This is a genomic window from Streptomyces sp. NPDC101132, from assembly GCF_044759225.1.
Lineage (GTDB): Bacteria > Actinomycetota > Actinomycetes > Streptomycetales > Streptomycetaceae > Streptomyces.
Window position 1 is genome coordinate 95,449 of sequence record NZ_JBIVYX010000017.1, and the last position, 14,855, is coordinate 110,303.

The 14,855-nt window shown below is 75.6% G+C and carries 16 protein-coding genes and 2 pseudogenes; 9 read left to right on the forward strand and 9 right to left on the reverse strand.

Features of this window, described 5'->3' with window-relative positions:
• The first annotated feature begins 34 nt into the window (after positions 1-34).
• Together ACIQUR_RS30805 and ACIQUR_RS30810 are read left to right on the forward strand one after the other, a co-directional pair.
• On the forward strand, positions 35-979 hold the full coding sequence (locus tag ACIQUR_RS30805) for a TauD/TfdA dioxygenase family protein (protein ID WP_403671342.1): 945 nt from the start codon (positions 35-37) through the stop codon (positions 977-979).
• Positions 980-1,088: 109 nt separating this feature from the next.
• Positions 1,089-1,568 carry a hypothetical protein gene (locus ACIQUR_RS30810; protein ID WP_403671345.1) on the forward strand — a complete coding sequence of 160 codons (480 nt, stop codon included), beginning with the start codon at positions 1,089-1,091 and terminating at the stop codon, positions 1,566-1,568.
• A gap of 11 nt (positions 1,569-1,579) precedes the next feature.
• Here the strand turns inward: ACIQUR_RS30810 and ACIQUR_RS30815 are convergent, their stop codons facing one another.
• From ACIQUR_RS30815 to map, 3 genes are all read right to left on the reverse strand, one after another.
• Positions 1,580-2,857, reverse strand: a complete 1,278-nt coding sequence (locus ACIQUR_RS30815; protein WP_403671348.1) for an MFS transporter — start codon at positions 2,855-2,857, stop codon at positions 1,580-1,582.
• Positions 2,858-3,164: 307 nt separating this feature from the next.
• Positions 3,165-3,560, reverse strand: coding sequence for a hypothetical protein (locus ACIQUR_RS30820; protein ID WP_403671351.1), 396 nt, complete (start codon positions 3,558-3,560; stop codon positions 3,165-3,167).
• A gap of 143 nt (positions 3,561-3,703) precedes the next feature.
• Positions 3,704-4,471, reverse strand: a complete 768-nt coding sequence (gene map / locus ACIQUR_RS30825; protein ID WP_403671354.1) for a type I methionyl aminopeptidase — start codon at positions 4,469-4,471, stop codon at positions 3,704-3,706.
• Positions 4,472-4,555: 84 nt separating this feature from the next.
• Here map and ACIQUR_RS30830 point away from each other — a divergent pair, with 84 nt between their 5' ends.
• Positions 4,556-4,837, forward strand: a complete 282-nt coding sequence (locus ACIQUR_RS30830) for a helix-turn-helix domain-containing protein (protein WP_403671357.1) — start codon at positions 4,556-4,558, stop codon at positions 4,835-4,837.
• Positions 4,838-5,178: 341 nt separating this feature from the next.
• Entirely contained in the window at positions 5,179-6,318 is a 1,140-nt protein-coding gene (gene trpS, locus ACIQUR_RS30835; RefSeq protein ID WP_403671360.1) for a tryptophan--tRNA ligase, read from the forward strand.
• Positions 6,319-6,439: 121 nt separating this feature from the next.
• Here the strand turns inward: trpS and ACIQUR_RS30840 are convergent, their stop codons facing one another.
• Together ACIQUR_RS30840 and ACIQUR_RS30845 are read right to left on the reverse strand one after the other, a co-directional pair.
• Entirely contained in the window at positions 6,440-7,249 is an 810-nt protein-coding gene (locus tag ACIQUR_RS30840) for an SGNH/GDSL hydrolase family protein (RefSeq protein ID WP_403671363.1), read from the reverse strand.
• On the reverse strand, positions 7,236-7,802 hold the full coding sequence (locus tag ACIQUR_RS30845; protein ID WP_403671366.1) for a PadR family transcriptional regulator: 567 nt from the start codon (positions 7,800-7,802) through the stop codon (positions 7,236-7,238). Before ACIQUR_RS30845 ends, ACIQUR_RS30840 begins: the two co-directional genes overlap by 14 nt.
• A 156-nt stretch (positions 7,803-7,958) precedes the next feature.
• On the opposite strand from ACIQUR_RS30845, the pseudogene ACIQUR_RS30850 reads away from it, so the two are divergent.
• Positions 7,959-8,393: pseudogene (locus tag ACIQUR_RS30850) on the forward strand (nuclear transport factor 2 family protein); the annotation flags it as partial.
• Positions 8,394-8,689: 296 nt separating this feature from the next.
• Positions 8,690-9,193, forward strand: coding sequence for a hypothetical protein (locus tag ACIQUR_RS30855; RefSeq protein ID WP_403671369.1), 504 nt, complete (start codon positions 8,690-8,692; stop codon positions 9,191-9,193).
• Between the two features lie 125 nt (positions 9,194-9,318).
• Here the strand turns inward: ACIQUR_RS30855 and ACIQUR_RS30860 are convergent, their stop codons facing one another.
• From ACIQUR_RS30860 to ACIQUR_RS30875, 4 genes and pseudogenes are all read right to left on the reverse strand, one after another.
• Positions 9,319-9,807, reverse strand: a complete 489-nt coding sequence (locus ACIQUR_RS30860) for a GNAT family N-acetyltransferase (RefSeq protein WP_403671372.1) — start codon at positions 9,805-9,807, stop codon at positions 9,319-9,321.
• The gene (locus ACIQUR_RS30865) at positions 9,804-10,433 is read right to left on the reverse strand and encodes a nucleoside/nucleotide kinase family protein (protein ID WP_403671515.1); all 630 of its coding nucleotides are present in this window, start codon (positions 10,431-10,433) and stop codon (positions 9,804-9,806) included. The genes ACIQUR_RS30860 and ACIQUR_RS30865 overlap by 4 nt, the downstream gene beginning before the upstream one ends.
• 141 nt (positions 10,434-10,574) lie before the next feature.
• Positions 10,575-10,730 (reverse strand): annotated as a pseudogene (locus ACIQUR_RS30870) (transposase); the annotation flags it as partial.
• Positions 10,731-10,734: 4 nt separating this feature from the next.
• Positions 10,735-11,562 (reverse strand): DUF3626 domain-containing protein, encoded by an 828-nt coding sequence (locus ACIQUR_RS30875; protein ID WP_403671518.1) that lies wholly within the window; start codon positions 11,560-11,562, stop codon positions 10,735-10,737.
• Positions 11,563-11,787: 225 nt separating this feature from the next.
• On the opposite strand from ACIQUR_RS30875, the gene ACIQUR_RS30880 reads away from it, so the two are divergent.
• From ACIQUR_RS30880 to ACIQUR_RS30890, 3 genes are all read left to right on the forward strand, one after another.
• Positions 11,788-12,525: an IclR family transcriptional regulator gene (locus tag ACIQUR_RS30880; RefSeq protein ID WP_403671375.1), complete on the forward strand. Its 738-nt coding sequence runs from the start codon at positions 11,788-11,790 to the stop codon at positions 12,523-12,525.
• A gap of 96 nt (positions 12,526-12,621) precedes the next feature.
• Positions 12,622-12,948 (forward strand): putative quinol monooxygenase, encoded by a 327-nt coding sequence (locus tag ACIQUR_RS30885; RefSeq protein ID WP_403671378.1) that lies wholly within the window; start codon positions 12,622-12,624, stop codon positions 12,946-12,948.
• A gap of 607 nt (positions 12,949-13,555) precedes the next feature.
• Positions 13,556-14,269, forward strand: a complete 714-nt coding sequence (locus ACIQUR_RS30890) for a sortase domain-bontaining protein (protein WP_403671381.1) — start codon at positions 13,556-13,558, stop codon at positions 14,267-14,269.
• Positions 14,270-14,855 lie beyond the last annotated feature (586 nt).

The window sequence follows — 14,855 nt, forward strand, 5'->3', positions numbered from 1 at the left end:
CGGGCAGTCGCGGGACGACGGAAGCGGAGGGCGTGTGGTGGAGGACAGTGCGGTCGAGGTGCGGCCCGTGGCCGGGTACACCGGCGCCGAGGTCGTCGGGCTGGACCTGGCGAAGCCCCTGTCGGACGCGGAGGCGGCGGCGGTCCGGGCCGCGCTGCTGCGCTGGAAGGTGCTGTTCTTCCGGGGCCAGCACCTGGACCACGAGGCGCACCTGGCGTTCGCCCGGCGGTTCGGCACCCCGGTGGCGCCGTCCCGCCGGGGCAGCGTGTCGCCGCCGGAGTTCCCCGGGATCGAGACCACGGCCGACCGCCTGGAGCTGGGCGGGCGTTACGGCATGGACCGCGCGGAGTGGCTCGACCGGCGCCGGCACACGCTGCTGCGCGGGTGGCACTGCGACCACGGCGCCCGGATCGACCCGCCGGCCGCGAGCATCCTGCGGGCCGAGTCGGTGCCGGCGTACGGGGGCGACACCTGCTGGTCCAACCTGGCGGCGGCGTACGCGGGACTGTCGGCGCCGCTGCGCGCGTTCGTGGACGGGCTGCGGGCCGAGCACCGGCTCGGGGTCGGCTACCAGCCGCGGCCGGGCGACGACGCGTACGTACGCCACCTGCTCGACCACCAGCAGGCCTCGCACCATCCGCTGGTGCGGGTGCACCCGGAGTCCGGGGAGCGGCTGCTGTTCGTCAACGGCTACTACGTCGAGCAGATCCTGGGCCTGAGCAGGGCCGAGAGCGCGCCGCTGCTGGAGATGCTGCTGGAGCAGGCCGTCCGGCCCGAGTACACCGTCCGCTTCCGCTGGGAGCCGGGTGACGTCGCCTTCTGGGACAACCGGGCCACCGTCCACCTGGCCCCGAACGACACGGGCGTGGCGGATGGTCCGCGCGTGATGCACCGGGTGATGCTGGCCGGTGAGGTCCCGGTGGGCGTGGACGGGCGGCCCTCGGACCCGGTGACGGGGACCGCGCCGGGCCGGTGGTGACGCGCCCGGGGATCGAGGCGGCGTCACGCCACCCCCCGCGCCGCCGCGCCCCGGCCCGGGTGCGAGACTGGTCGGCCGACAAGGGCAACACGGCACGACGGGCGGTTTCATGGCAGGCGGACGGTACGTACGGGGGTGCGCGGCGCTGCTGTTCGCCGTGACGGCGACGGGCTGCGCCCACCCGCTCCAGGACCTCGGCCCGTTGCCCGCCCGCAGCACGGCGGCACCGCTGCCCGCCGACACGGTGGTGGCGGAGGTGACGGCGCTGCTGGCGGCGGAGGGCGTCACCCTGCGGCGCACACCCCAGGACGTGATCCCGCTGGAGTGCAACGAGCAGCTCACCGGGCAGACCCGCGCGGCCACGGTGGACGCGACGCTCAGGAGTGCGTTCGGCACGGCACGGTCCGCCCACGGCTGGCAGCAGGGTCCCGAGGTGCCGGGCTCGTTGACCATCCGCAAGGGCGGCTGGACCGCGTCGACGTCCCTGCACGGCGCCGCCACCGACACCTCGGACACCTCCGTGTTCATCAGCCTGCTCTGTGACACCGCCCGCGGGAAGCGCGCACCGGGCCCCGGGAGTTCCTCCTAGGCCCCGGCGGGTCAGCGGCCCGCGACCGCGTCGTCCTCGCCCGTACGGACGTCCCCACCGCCGGCCACCGGTACGGACGGGCGCGCGGGACGGGCGGTGCGGCGCGTGACGAGGATGGTGACGGCGGCCAGCAGGACCAGGACGGCCCCCGCCAGCGGGGCGGCCGCCGTGGAGACCCCGTCGACCAGCGCGCCGCCGGTCACCGCGCCGACCGCGATGGCCAGGTTGAACATCGCGACCATCAGCGAGGAGGCGGCCTCCGTGGCTCCGGGGGCGGCCTTGTTCATCCAGTTCTGCACGCTGACCGACACCCCTCCGTACACCAGCCCCCAGGCGATCAGCAGCACGCCGCCGGCCACGGGCGAGGCGAGCAGCGCGATCAGGGCCAGCAGCACGGGCAGCACCAGTCCGGTGACCAGCAGCGCCCGCCGGGCCTCGCGGGCACCGGCCAGGAAGTTGCCCGCGACGCCGGCCGCGCCGTAGCCGAGCAGCAGGGTGCTGACCGCCGCAGCGGGGACGCCGGAGATGTCCTGGAGCACGGGGCGTACGTACGTGTAGGCCGCGAACTGGCCGGTGACCAGCAGGAACGTCACGATCACCCCGGCCCGCACCGCGGCGTTGGACCGCAGCACGGCGGGCAGCTCGGCGAACCCGACGGAAGGACCGGGCGGCAGCGGAGGCAGCAGCAGGACGAGCGCCGCCAGCGAGCCGAGGCCGAGCACGCCGACGGACGCGAAGGCGGCCCGCCAGCCGCTGAGTTCGGCGAGCAGGGTACCGGCCGGCACGCCCAGCACGGAGGCCATGGAGACGCCGGCGACGATCACGGCGGTGGCCCGGCGGGTGTGCCGCTCGGGCACGAGCCGCAGGGCGAGGCCGCCGGCGATCGCCCAGAACCCGCCCACGCCCACCCCGACCAGGAGACGGGCGGCGAGGAGCACACCGAAGTTGGGGGCGACGGCGGCGGTGAGGTTGGCCGCGGCCACCAGGGCGATCAGGGCGCAGAGGACGAGGCGCCGGTCCAGCCGCCCGGTGCCCACGGTGACGAGCGGGGCGCAGACGGCGGCCACCAGGCCGGGCACGGTGACCATCAGGCCGGCGGTACCGTCCGAGACCCCGAGCCCGGCGCCGACCGGGGTGAGCAGACCGACGGGCAGCAGCTCGGAGGTCATCAGGCAGAAGATCCCGAGGGACACGGCCAGCACCGCCGACCAGGCCCGGAGGGGGCGGGTCGGGGACTGCGGCCCCGCGCGGTCGGGACCGGTGAGACCGGCGTCGTCAGCTGCGGACATGCGGGCTCCGTACGGACGGGGGGGACTTGCCTGCCCCAGTCTCCGCCCGGCCCTGCCGTTCCGACCCCGGTGTCTCCCATGCTGGACACACCGCCCCAACCGCTGCCGGTCCGCCCGGGGGCTCGCCTCCGCGCAGGGCACCTCCCCCGCGCAGTGCCCCGCCGCGTGGTGCGTGGGGGAGGTGCTGGACGCGGTCGACCCCGGGCCCGGTACGGCGCGCTCCCCCGGGCCGGTTGCCCCGCGCCCGGTCGGAGCGGGGCCGAACACGACCGTGCCCGGCCCGGCTCCGACGGGAACCGGCAGCAGGTCAGCCGGCCTGCTCACCGCCCGTGTCGTCCACGGGGGCTTCCGGCACCAGCCCCGGCCCGATCCAGTCGGTCGCGGCATCACCCGGCACCGCCGACGGCCCGTCCCACCCGGCCGCGGCGTCACCCGGCACGGCCGACGGGCCGATCCACTCGGGCGCGGCAGCCGCGACGGCGCCAGGCCCGATGAACCCGTCAGCGGCATCACCCGGCACCGCGGACGGCCCGATCCAGTCGGGCCTGCTCTCCGCCGGGTCCGCCGGGTCCACCTGGTCCACCGGGTCCACCGGGTCCACCGGCACCGTCAAGTCCGCGTGCTGGACGTTGTCCTGGGACGTGCCGGTCTCGCCGGGCCCGTCCGTGCCGGGCTGCGGTCGCGCGGAGTCGTACTCCCCCATGGGTCCCCCTCGGGTCGTTTCCGTTGCCGTGTGCGGGCTACGACGCACCCGCGCGGCGCAGGGTTCCACGCTCGCGGCAACCCCGGTCACCGCAGGCCCGGCCCCGCCCACGCCCCCGCCCCCGGCGGCGCAGGCTGCCGCGCTCACGGCAGCGTCAGCACCCGCGGCCCGTCCTCCGTGACCGCGACGGTGTGCTCGATGTGGGCGGCCCGGCTGCCGTCGCCGCTGAACAGCGTCCAGCCGTCGGCGCCCGTGCGGTACCCGTCGCGCCCGCCCGCCAGGAACATCGGCTCCAGCGCCAGGCACAGGCCGGGCCGCAGCGGGAAGCCGCGGCCCGGCCGCCCGCGGTTCGGCACGTGCGGGTCCTCGTGCATGCGCCGCCCGATTCCGTGGCCGCCCAGGTCGGCGGGCACCCCGAGGCCCGCTTCCCGTGCGACGCCGCCGATGGCGTGGGCGATGTCCCCGACCCGGTTGCCCGGCACGGCCGCGGCGATACCGGCGTCCAGCGCGCGCCGCGTGGCGTCGATCAGCGCCAGGTCGCCCGGGCGGGGCGTACCCACCGGGAAGGTGATCGCGGCGTCCCCGGTCCAGCCGTCGAGTTCGGCGCCGCAGTCGATGCTGAGCAGGTCGCCGTCCCGGAGCCGGTACGGGGTCGGGATGCCGTGCACCACGGCGTCGTTGACGGAGGCACAGATCACCGCGGGGAAGGGGACGGGGGCGAAGGCCGGCCGGTAGCCGAGGAACGGCGAGGTCGCCCCCGCGTCCGCGAGCACGGTACGGGCCACCGCGTCCAGCTCCACCAGCGCGACCCCCACCTCCGCCGCCTCCCGGACCGCCGCCAGGGCGCGGGCGACCACGCGCCCGGCCTCCCGCATCGCGTCGAGCGCCTCCGCCGTCTTGATCTCCACCATGGCCGCAGCCCCCTGTTCCGCACGCCGACCGCCAACCGCGACGCGCCTGGACCCAATACTTATACCGGTATTAGTATCACGCTCATGGTGAGGACCCCTTTGACTCCGTGGGAGCGGGAGCGCGGCGAGCGCTTCGGCGCACTGCTGCGCGAGGCGCGCGGCGAGCGCAGCATGGTCGAGGTCGCTGCGGCGGCCGGAGTGTCGGCCGAGACCCTGCGCAAGATCGAGACCGGCCGGGCCCCGACCCCGGCCTTCTTCACGGTGGCGGCGCTGGCCGGCGCCCTCGGGATGTCCCTGGACGAGCTGGCGGCGGCCTGCGCCGAGACCGGCGGCGGGGCGGAGGGCGGCACCGCGCTCTCCGCGTGAATCCCCGCACCCACACCCACACGGCCCCGGCCCCGGCCCGGCCGTCAGACGGCCCCGCCCGCCCGGACTGCCCGGCAGTCCGGCAGTCCGGCAGTCCGGCAGCCCGGCAGCCCGGCAGCCCGGCGGGACGAAATCCCCTGGAGCGGCGCCCGGGACGGCCGCTAGGCTGGCCGTATGACCCAGATGTCTCGTGCGTGGCAGTGGCGTTCCCCCTAGGGGCGGCCACTGACGAGACATGTCCCGGGCCGTCCATCGGACGGCCCTTCCGCGTACCGCTTCGCGTGCGGACCCGCCCGTCCGGTGACGGCCCGGCCCAGCAGCGGAAACGAAGGCGGAAGAAGATGACGACCACCACGACCACGACCCCCACAGCGGGCACGACCACCACGGCCACCACCGCACCCACGGCCACACCCTGCGGCGCCCCGGCCCCCCACGCCCCGCCCCACGACGACCCCGGCACCCGCAACGACGCCCTGGAAACCGAGATCCTCCGGGCCCCCGAGCGCTTCCGGGTCCTCACCGGGGACCGCCCCACCGGCCGCCTGCACCTCGGCCACTACTTCGGGACGCTCCGCAACCGCGTCCGGCTCCAGGACCTCGGCGTGGACACGTACGTGATCGTGGCCGACTACCAGGTGCTCACCGACCGCGACGTGGCCGAGCGACTCGCCGAGCACGTCGAGGAGTTGGTCCTGGACCACCTCGCCGCCGGCATCGACCCGGAGCGCTCCACGGTGTTCGCGCACAGCGCGGTCCCCGCCCTGAACCAGCTCCTGCTGCCCTTCCTCTCCCTCGTCACGGTGCCCGAGCTGCAGCGCAACCCCACCGTCAAGGACGAGATCGCGCACTCCCGCCAGTCGTCCGTGAGCGGGCTGATGTTCACCTATCCCGTGCACCAGGCCGCGGACATCCTCTTCTCGAAGGCGAACGTCGTCCCGGTGGGCCGCGACCAGCTGCCGCACCTCGAAGTCACCAGGACGGTCGCCCGGCGCTTCAACGACCGCTACGGACAGGTGTTCCCCGAGCCGGCCGCGCTGCTGTCGGCGGCGCCGGTCCTGCTCGGCACGGACGGCACGAAGATGAGCAAGTCCCGCGGAAACGCCATCGCCCTGGCCGCGACGGCCGACGAGACGGCCCGGCTGCTCAAGGGCGCGAAGACGGACGCCGACCGGCACATCACGTACGACCCGGAGCGCCGCCCCGAGGTGTCGAGCCTGGTGCTGCTGGCCGCCCTGTGCCTGGACCGGGACCCCCACGAGGTGGCCGCGGCCATCGGCGACGGGGGTGCGGCGGCACTGAAGCGGACCGTGACCGAGGCGGTCAACGAACACCTCGCGCCGCTGCGGGCCCGGCGGGCCGAGTACGCGCGCGACCGGGCGTACGTACGCCAGGTGCTGCGTACCGGCAACGCGCGGGCGGCCGCCCGAGCGGAGGCCACGCTGGCCGAGGTCCACGAGGCCATGGGCACCCGCTACTGAGGGAGGCACCCCTTCGGAGGCCCGCCCACCGGCCGCTCGCCCCGTTGCGCGCCCGCGCGCCCGCCCACCCGCTTGCCCACCCGCCCGGGGCAGGCCCGCCCCCGGCAGGCCCGTCCGGTGGTCAGCCCAGGACCGGCAGCAGCCCCGGCCGCTTGGCGGTGCGGCCGTCGCCGCTGGACCGGCCGCGCACCCGGCGGAGCAGCCAGGGACCGAGGTGTCCGGCGGCCCAGCGCAGGTCGGCGGCGGTGGCACCCCAGCCGGTGGGCAGCGGGACGGCGGGCGGCGGCAGCGGGCGGGTCCAGGTGTCGTCGCTGCCGGGCAGGGCGAGGGCCTCGGCGAGCGCGGCGGCGATCCGCTCGTGGCCGAGGGGGCTGGCGTGCAGCCGGTCCGCGGTCCACATCCGCGGGTCGGCGACCGCCGCCGGGCGCGCGGTCTCCGCGACGACCACGCCGTGCCGGGCGGCGGCCAGCCGGACCCGGTCGTTGAGGGCGGTGATGCGCGGGCCGACCGGGCGGGCCAGCGGGATCAGCCGGGTGAGGTCGGGGAAGGTGACAGTGACCACGCGGGCGCCCTGGGCGGTGAGGGCGGCGAACATCTCCTCCAGGTGGCCCGCCACCTCGTCGGCGTCGAACTTCGGGCGCAGGACGTCGTTGACGCCGGCCACGACGGAGGCGAGGCCGGGGCGCAGCGCGAGGGCGGGGGCGAGCTGTTCGGCGCGCACCTGTCCGGCCTGGCGGCCGCGGACGGCGAGGTTGGCGTACTGGAGGCCCGGTTCGTGGGCGGCGAGCAGTTCGGCGAGGCGGTCGGCGAAGCCGCGCAGGCCGGCGTTGTCGTCGCCGTCTCCGAGGCCCTCGGTCTGGCTGTCGCCGAGTGCGACGTACCGCTCGTAGCGGGGTGCCGGGCGGGGCTCGTGCGGGTCAGTGCCGGTCATGGGTCTGCCTCTCCCTCAGAACGGTGACGGTGCGCTCGTACCAGTCGCGGTTGCCCTGCTCGAAGGCGAGGCCGCGCAGGCAGGTCAGGTAGGGGCCGACGGGGCCGCCGTGGCGGAGGAAGTCGGCCTCGTCGCGGTCGCCGCGCATGTGCCGCAGCAGCTTCTCGAGCAGCTCGATCTTGGTGCGGGTGAACGCGGCGCGTTCGGTGAGCTGGGCGACGAGCGTGTCCGTGTCGACGTGATCGGCTGCCTGGACCTTCACGAGGAGGTCGTCGCGGATGAAGGTCGGCTTGGCCGTGGCGGCGGTGAACCGCTCCAGCTCGGCCAGGCCGTCGGCGGTGACGGTGAACAGCCGCTTGTTGGGGCGGGTGTCCTGGACCACCTCGCGGCCGGTGACCAGCCCTTCCGCCTCCAGCCTGGTGAGCTCCGCGTAGAGCTGCTGGGGCTGGGCGTGCCAGAAGTTGGCCACGCCGAGGTCGAAGGCCTTGGCCAGCTGGTAGCCGCTCAGCTCCTCGCCGAGCAGTGCCGCAAGGACGGCGTGGCGCAATGCCATCGCGGTCGCCTCCTCGTTCGCTTCGTTCCCGGGCGGGTGCCGGGCCCGCCCCCGCCCCGTCCTCCGGGACCCTGGACACGAGCCATCATAGTCATGAATATGAGTAGTCAGATTGATGAGTACGAGGAATCCGCCCGGCCGCCCCCTGGAGGAGCCATGTCCGACCGCCCGACCCCGTCCGCCGCCACCCGTTTCCGCGCCGCCGTGGAGGGCCGCGACCTGGCCGCCATGGAGGCGTTGTTCACCGACGACATCCGGCTGTACAGCCCCGTCAAGTTCCGGCCGTTCGAGGGCCGGGCCGCGGTGACCGGCCTGCTCGGGGTGCTGCTGCGCACCCTGGAGGACTTCCGCTACGTCGGCGCCTTCGAGGGCAGCTCCGAGACCAGCACGGACGGCACGACCGCACCCTCGGAGGTGCTGCTCTTCCGGGCCGTGGCCGGTGGCAAGGACATCCACGGCATCGACCTGCTGCACACCGGCGACGACGGCCTGATCAAGGAGATCACCGTGATGGTGCGGCCGCAGTCGGCCGTGCACGCGCTGGGCCGGGCGGTGCTCGCCGGCCTGGTCGCCGACGGACTGGCGCCCGCGGAGGACGACCCGGCGGGGACCACGGCCGGGAGCACGGCGGGGACCACGGCGGGGGCCGCTGCCGGGACCACGGCGGGGACGGCGGGGACGGCGGGGACGGCGCGGACGGCCTGAAGCGTGCCGTCGCCGGGCGTCCGAGTGCCGCGATCCGGCCAATGATTTGACGAGGACCTGACAATCGAACATCCCTATGGGACCTTCCATGACGCACCCGGATCCGGACGGACCTCCGCCGGCCATCCCGCACCTCCGGGCTCCGCTCACACCCCCACAAGGACGTGGCAAGAAGGAGCGACATGCGAAGGATCTCGGAACTGTCGTGCGTCACCGCCCTGATCATCGCCGCCACCGCCGGCGCCTCGACCGCGGCCACCGCGCTCGGGCCCACGGCGAGCCAGCTGGTCGACGGCGTGATCGTGGTCGCGGGCAACACCTGTACCTGGACCAACGCGAAGACCAGCGCCAACCCGCCGAGCGCCCTGTCGATCGACCGGAACACCATCAACAAGCCCGGCGGCAACCTCAGCTGCAGTGGCGGCATCACCGCGACGCTCAACAACAACCCCAACGTCACCTTCGACGACACGGCCGGCACCGCCGCGGCAGACGTCATCGACATCACGGGCAAGCAGAGCTTCGTCTCCTGCCGCTACAAAGCCACGAACGTGCTGTGGAACCGTGACGGCACGACCCGGAAGTACGTCAACCGGGCCTTCACCGCGACCAAGACCTCGGGCAGCTTCCTCTGCCCGTCCTCGGTCACCACGGCGGCGGGCGACGCCTCGCTGCTCTTCCGCTGAGCCCCGCGCAGCCGCGCGTGGCGCCGCCCCCGGCTGTCGGTGCCGGGGGCGGCGCCACGCCGGCGGAGGCGTCACGCCGGCGGCACGTCACGCCGGGGGCGCGCGGAGACCGGCCGGGCCGGCCGTCAGAGGCCGGTGAGCGGGCGCTCGTACCGGGTGCCGGGGCGGCCGTCGACCACCGTGTCCCCCGCCTCGGTGAAGCCGGTGCGGCGCAGCACCGCCCGGGAGGCGGCGTTGTCGAGGGTGGTGACGGCGAAGAGGCGCGACAGGCCGTACGGTCCGGCCGCCAGCCGGCAGACCTCCTCGACGGCGGCCGTGGCCACGCCGCGTCCGGACGCCGACTCGCCGATGCGGTAGCCGAGTTCGGCCGCGCCGTCCGCCACGTCGACCAGGTTGACGCGTCCCACCAGCGCCCCGGCGGCGTCGCGTACGACGTGGAAGTGGCAGGTGCCGTCGGCCTGTTCGGCCAGCAGGGCGCCGAGCCGGTCGCCGAACCACTCGAAGTAGGCGTCCCCGCGGTCCGGTACCGAGCGCGCGAAGTACGCCCGGTTCGCCCGCTCGAACTCCAGCAGGGCCGGGGCGTGTTCGGCCGAGAGCCGCTCGATGGTGATCACGGCTCGCAGCATACGTCGGTCAGCACCAGATCGGCCGAGTCCCGGCCGGGCGCGATCAGGAGGGCGTTGGCCTCGTCGGAGCGGGCGACCCAGTCCGCCGCCTGGCCGGGCGCCTTGCCGTGGCGCACGTGCCGGTCCACCAGGCGCCGGACGCGGAGAGCGTCGTCGGGGGCGAGGAACCAGGCCTCGTCGAGCAGCGGCCGTACGCCCGCCCACTCCCCCGCGCCGTGCAGCAGGTAGTTCCCCTCGGTGATCACCAGGGGTACGTCCGGGGCGACGGGGATGCTGCCGGCCACCGGCTCCTCCAGCGACCGGTCGAAGGCCGGGGCGTACACGACCGGACCGGCGGGCTCGCGCAGCCGCCGGAGCAGCGCGGTGTAGCCGGCGGCGTCGAAGGTGTCGGGCGCGCCCTTGCGGTCGGCGCGGCCCAGCCGTACGAGCTCGGCCTGGGCGAGGTGGAACCCGTCCATCGGCACGACGGCCGCCAGCCCGGGCCCCAGCGCCCGGGCCAGCCGGTCGGCGAGGGTGGACTTGCCGGCCCCGGGCGGCCCGGCGATCCCCAGGATCCGCCGGCCCCCGGCCCCGGCCAGCCCCCGCGCGCGCCGCTCCAGCTCCTCGATCCGCATACCGGCATCCTGCCCCACCGGGCGCGGGGGCGGGGGTGGAGGTGGGGGTGGGGGTGGGGGCCGTGGTGGGGACAGGGCTCGGGTGAGGGCTGGGGTTGGCCACCGTCCGCTCCACAGTTCAGCGCTGGCGGCCAAGACGCTGGGAGGCTGCCGCCAGGTGCGCCCTGAGGTGGCGACGAAGATGATCGCGGCGAGCACCGGGCGATCGTCAAACCCGTCGACGACCGCCGCCTTGCGGCCTCGTGGGGATCTGTGGTCTCACAGCCTGGAACACATTCCACAGCCCTCCGGCACCAACCCCTCAACGAAGGCCGTCGAGTACCGCCCCGTCCCTCGGTGCCGGAGCCACCGAGCTGTCTGCGGCCTTCCAGGGAGACCCGAATCGCGCCAGGTAGTGCCACACCTTCTTGACCGCCTGGGGGTCATGGAGGCCGGCGCGTGCAGCGTCGCCGACGATCCCAGGATCGAGCATGCCGTCGACCGCGATCCGCGAGCCCAAGTCGACGTAGTCCTCACCGCGATAGTCGGGGTGACGTCGGAGTTCTTCAACCCCGAGTCGGAAGCCGGGGTGCCACTCCACCGGGCAGCCGAGACGCAGAGCCGCGCCCTCGACCGTCGTGCCTCGGTAGCAGGGATCCAGGACCAGCGCCTCCACTGCGGATTGCAAGTGGACCGGCCCGTGCACCTGCGCCTCTATGTAGTCGTCCAGCTCGTCCTGACGATCGGCGAGGGCAAGGTCAACAAGCCCCATGCGGGCCGCGACACCGAAATCCGACGGTTCGAGGAAACTGTCTGGGTAACAAAACGTGCTCCGCGTCAGCGTCTGGGCCGTCAGCCGGAAGTGGGCCGAGCCGAACCGCGGCGCCCCACCGACCGGCTTGCGACGGTAGTTCAACGCCCCGTAGACGGGTCGCTCATGAGCGGTCGCCTGGTCGTACGCCCCGCCGAAGATCCGGCTCTCCCAGCGCCATCGGTCGCCGCCGGGATGCGCGGTCAGGCCACCGTTGCTGGTCCCAGTGACGAACTGCGAGTGGTAGACACCGCCCTCGGCCATAGCGTCCAGGATCGGCTTGCCGCGCAGCAGACGGTCCGGGTGGAAGTTGAGGGTCACCCGCAAAGTCGGGTCCATCGGAGGGCCTGACGCCAGCTCCGTGACATGCCGAAGGGCCCGTTCCTGTGCTGCCTGGGAGGTTGCAGAGCTCATCAGCACAGTGTTCCCCACCCTGGTCAACCGGTGCACGCGGATTCTCCACCGACAGCCTGTTCCCGGTGATGGAGTGGTGATTGAGCACCGATCGAGACGATCTCTTAGGGTGGTCGGTCAGCGTCGACGCCGTCCCAGGGGAGTTCTCCGATGCCACAGAGCGGACCGCAGTCGGTCGACCGCGCCCTGGCGATCCTGGACGCGGTGGCCTCCGCGCCCGGGCCGCTGGCCGCGAAGGCGCTGGCGCGCCGGGTCGGGTGCTCGCTGTCCACCACGTACCACCTGCTGGGCCCGCTGGCCGAGCGCGGCTACGTCACGCGGACGGCCCACGGGTACGTTCCCGGGCCGCGGATCCCCGCGCTGCACCGGGATTTCCGGCGCCAGTGGGAGCCCGCCGCGGGGACGGCCGAGCTGCTGGGCCGGCTGCGGCGGGCCACGGGCGGGGAGGCGTACCACACCGCGTACCGGGGCGGGGTGATCACGGTCGTGGACACCACGGCTCCGGTCACGGACACCGCGAACCCCTTCGCGCCGGGCCGGGAGACCCGCGCGCACGCCACCGCGCACGGCAAGGCGCTGCTCGCGGCACTCCCCCGGGCCGCCCGCCGCCGCTACCTCGACGAGCACGGCATGGCCCGGCTGACGGCGGCCACGATCACCTCGGCCGAGCGGCTGGAGGCGGAGCTGGCCCGGGTGCGCGGGCAGGGCTTCGCGGTGTCGGTCGGGGAGGCCGACCCCGCCTTCACCTGCCTGGCGCTGATCCTGCCAGGCCCGCGGGAGGCCGGCGCGGTGCACGCCCTGTCCGTTTCGCTGCCGACGGAGGAGTACCGGCGCCGCCCCGAGGCGGCGCGCCTCGCCCTCGAACGCGCGGCGGCCGGCGCCCTCTGAAAGGTGCCTGCGGCCGAACGTGCCGTTTTCCGGCGGAGCCGGAAAACGGCACGGTGCGGGTGGCGTCCGGCCGGGGGCGGCTGCCAGGCTCGGGGCATGATCTTCATCACCGTCAGGTTCGCCGTCCGTCCCGAGCACGCCGACAACTGGCCCGTCCTCGTCGACGAGTTCACCCGCGCCACCCGGGCCGAGCCCGGCAACCTCTTCTTCGACTGGTCGCGCAGCGTCGAGGACCCGACCAAGTACACGCTGGTGGAGGGGTTCACGGACTCGGCGGCGGGCGCCGCGCACGTCGCCGCCCCGCACTTCAAGGCCGGCCTGGAGACCATGGCCGGCGCCATCGCCGCCACGCCCGAGATCATCCACACGGAGATCCCCGGGGAGGGCTGGAGCCCGATGGCAGAACTCGCCCCCCGCCCCTGACCCGTCCCCGCCCCGCCCCGGCCCGGCCCCGGCCCGGGACAGCGGGACCTCGTCCCCGCGGCCCTGACCCCGGACGACCGCCGCCCATCCCAGCGGCCCAGCCACGGGAACGGCAGGAGTTCGTCCCCGCAGCCCTGACCCTGGACGACCGCGACCCGCCCCGGACGGCCACCGGTCTCAGTGGGACTCGTCCTCTCCCCGGCCCCGCCGGCGCTGCGGGGTCGTCCTCGCGCCGGTTCCTGTCGGCTCGGTCAGGGCCGTCACTCTTTCGGCGGCAGGGCGGCGGGGCGCCGTCCCGGCCCGCGTCGGTCACCGCGGGGCCTCTGACCTGCGGGGCACGCGGCGGGACGGGCTCGGCGGGGCCTGCGTCCGGTTCCGGCTGAGGGTTCGTCAGCGCGGGCCCTGGGCAGCGGGCCCGTGGTGACGGGGGCGGCCCGGAACCGGCGGGCCGCCGGGCACGTCCCAGCGGCGGGCCTGCGACCACGGGCGCGAGCTGCGCGTACGTACACCACGTACGCGCAGCGACGCCCGCGGCGGTCCCGCCGACGTACGGGGACGGGGGCCTTGGGGGATGTCCGGGGAACCCCCGGAGGACGAGGGGGCACGGGTGGATTCCAGCAGGAGGGCGGCGGGCCGGCGGCGGACCGACCGGCTCGTCGCGCTGTTCGCGGTACTGGCCGTGTGTGCGGGGGCCTGGGTGGTCACCAGCGGCGACGGGCCCCGCGACAGCCCGCACGGCCACTTCGCCGAGAGCAGGCCGGCCGACGGCCCGCTGGCCGCGCACCGGCGGCTCGCCGACGATCTCGCACACCCCCGCGGAAGCCGCCGCGCACCCGGCGCGCTCTGGGCCTCCGCGCCGCTGCGCCTGCGCATCCCGGCCCTGCGCATCGACGCCGCCGTCGGCTCCGCCGGCCCGGCGCACCGGCGCGGCCTGTCCTGGGACGATGCCGGACCCACCCCGGGGGAACGCGGCAGCGCGCTGATCCTCGGACACACCGGTACGGCCGCGCTGCCCGGGTCCTTCCACCGGCTCGCCGCGCTCCGGCCGGGCGACCGGGTGCACGCCGTCCGCGCCGACGGCTCCACCGCGACCTTCACCGTCGAGTGGGTCGGCGGCGCCGCCCGTGCCGTGGGCACGGCGGTCCGGTCCCGCACCGGCCCCGAGCGCGCGAGGCTCCGGGCCCGCGGCGGCACCGGGGCCGGGCGCGGGGAGGGACGTGCCCAGGGGCCCCGGCTCCGGCTGTTCGGCTGCGCCGGCGCACCGCCGGCCTGCCGGGTGGCCGTCACCGTCGTCGCCCGACTCACACACGTCAGCCACTGACCCCGGCCCCACCTCTACGAGACCCCAGCCCCGCCCCGTGTCACGCCGGCCCGGACCAGACCAACCCGGCCCGGGCCGGAACGACCGGACCGGACCAGCCCGCCCCAAGCCGGACCCCACCGAACCAGTCCGGACCCCACCGAGCCGAGCCGCGCGGGCCGCGCGGGTCGCGCCGGGCGGGGCTGGGCGGGGCAAGGCAGGGCGGGGCGGAGCAGGGCCGAGACGCCCGGACCTCCGGCCCCAGCCGGCCCGGACCTCGCCGGACCGAACCCGGCCGCCCCGGACCAGGTCCGGCCGCACCGGACCGCGCCACGCCGGGCAGGAACCGGACCAGACCGGTCGGCCCGGTCCGGCACGACCGGCCCGCGCCGCCCGCACCGGACCGCACCGGATCCCGCCAGGCCGGGCGGCGCCGGGCCGGGCCGCCGGGCAAGGGCAGCCGGGCCGGACGGCGCCGGGCCGGGCCCGTATGGAAACGCCGTGGGGGGGGGGGCCCCCCGCGGGGGGGGGGCCCCCCCCCGCCCCCCGGGGGGGGGGGGGCGGGTCCGGATGAAAGAGCGCCCGCCCCCACACCCCCCACGCCCAG

What these genes read in the sequence shown, in the direction of transcription:
- ACIQUR_RS30820 (WP_403671351.1), bottom strand. Translation starts at nt 3,560, where the DNA reads ATGGGGGAGTACGACTCCGCGCGACCGCAGCCCGGCACGGACGGGCCC.
- ACIQUR_RS30875 (WP_403671518.1), bottom strand. Translation starts at nt 11,562, where the DNA reads ATGGACCCGACTTTGCGGGTGACCCTCAACTTCCACCCGGACCGTCTG.
- ACIQUR_RS30815 (WP_403671348.1), bottom strand. Translation starts at nt 2,857, where the DNA reads ATGTCCGCAGCTGACGACGCCGGTCTCACCGGTCCCGACCGCGCGGGG.
- ACIQUR_RS30855 (WP_403671369.1), top strand. Translation starts at nt 8,690, where the DNA reads ATGCGAAGGATCTCGGAACTGTCGTGCGTCACCGCCCTGATCATCGCC.
- trpS (WP_403671360.1), top strand. Translation starts at nt 5,179, where the DNA reads ATGACGACCACCACGACCACGACCCCCACAGCGGGCACGACCACCACG.
- ACIQUR_RS30840 (WP_403671363.1), bottom strand. Translation starts at nt 7,249, where the DNA reads ATGACCGGCACTGACCCGCACGAGCCCCGCCCGGCACCCCGCTACGAG.
- ACIQUR_RS30810 (WP_403671345.1), top strand. Translation starts at nt 1,089, where the DNA reads ATGGCAGGCGGACGGTACGTACGGGGGTGCGCGGCGCTGCTGTTCGCC.
- ACIQUR_RS30885 (WP_403671378.1), top strand. Translation starts at nt 12,622, where the DNA reads ATGATCTTCATCACCGTCAGGTTCGCCGTCCGTCCCGAGCACGCCGAC.
- map (WP_403671354.1), bottom strand. Translation starts at nt 4,471, where the DNA reads ATGGTGGAGATCAAGACGGCGGAGGCGCTCGACGCGATGCGGGAGGCC.
- ACIQUR_RS30880 (WP_403671375.1), top strand. Translation starts at nt 11,788, where the DNA reads ATGCCACAGAGCGGACCGCAGTCGGTCGACCGCGCCCTGGCGATCCTG.
- ACIQUR_RS30830 (WP_403671357.1), top strand. Translation starts at nt 4,556, where the DNA reads ATGGTGAGGACCCCTTTGACTCCGTGGGAGCGGGAGCGCGGCGAGCGC.
- ACIQUR_RS30865 (WP_403671515.1), bottom strand. Translation starts at nt 10,433, where the DNA reads ATGCGGATCGAGGAGCTGGAGCGGCGCGCGCGGGGGCTGGCCGGGGCC.
- ACIQUR_RS30845 (WP_403671366.1), bottom strand. Translation starts at nt 7,802, where the DNA reads ATGGCATTGCGCCACGCCGTCCTTGCGGCACTGCTCGGCGAGGAGCTG.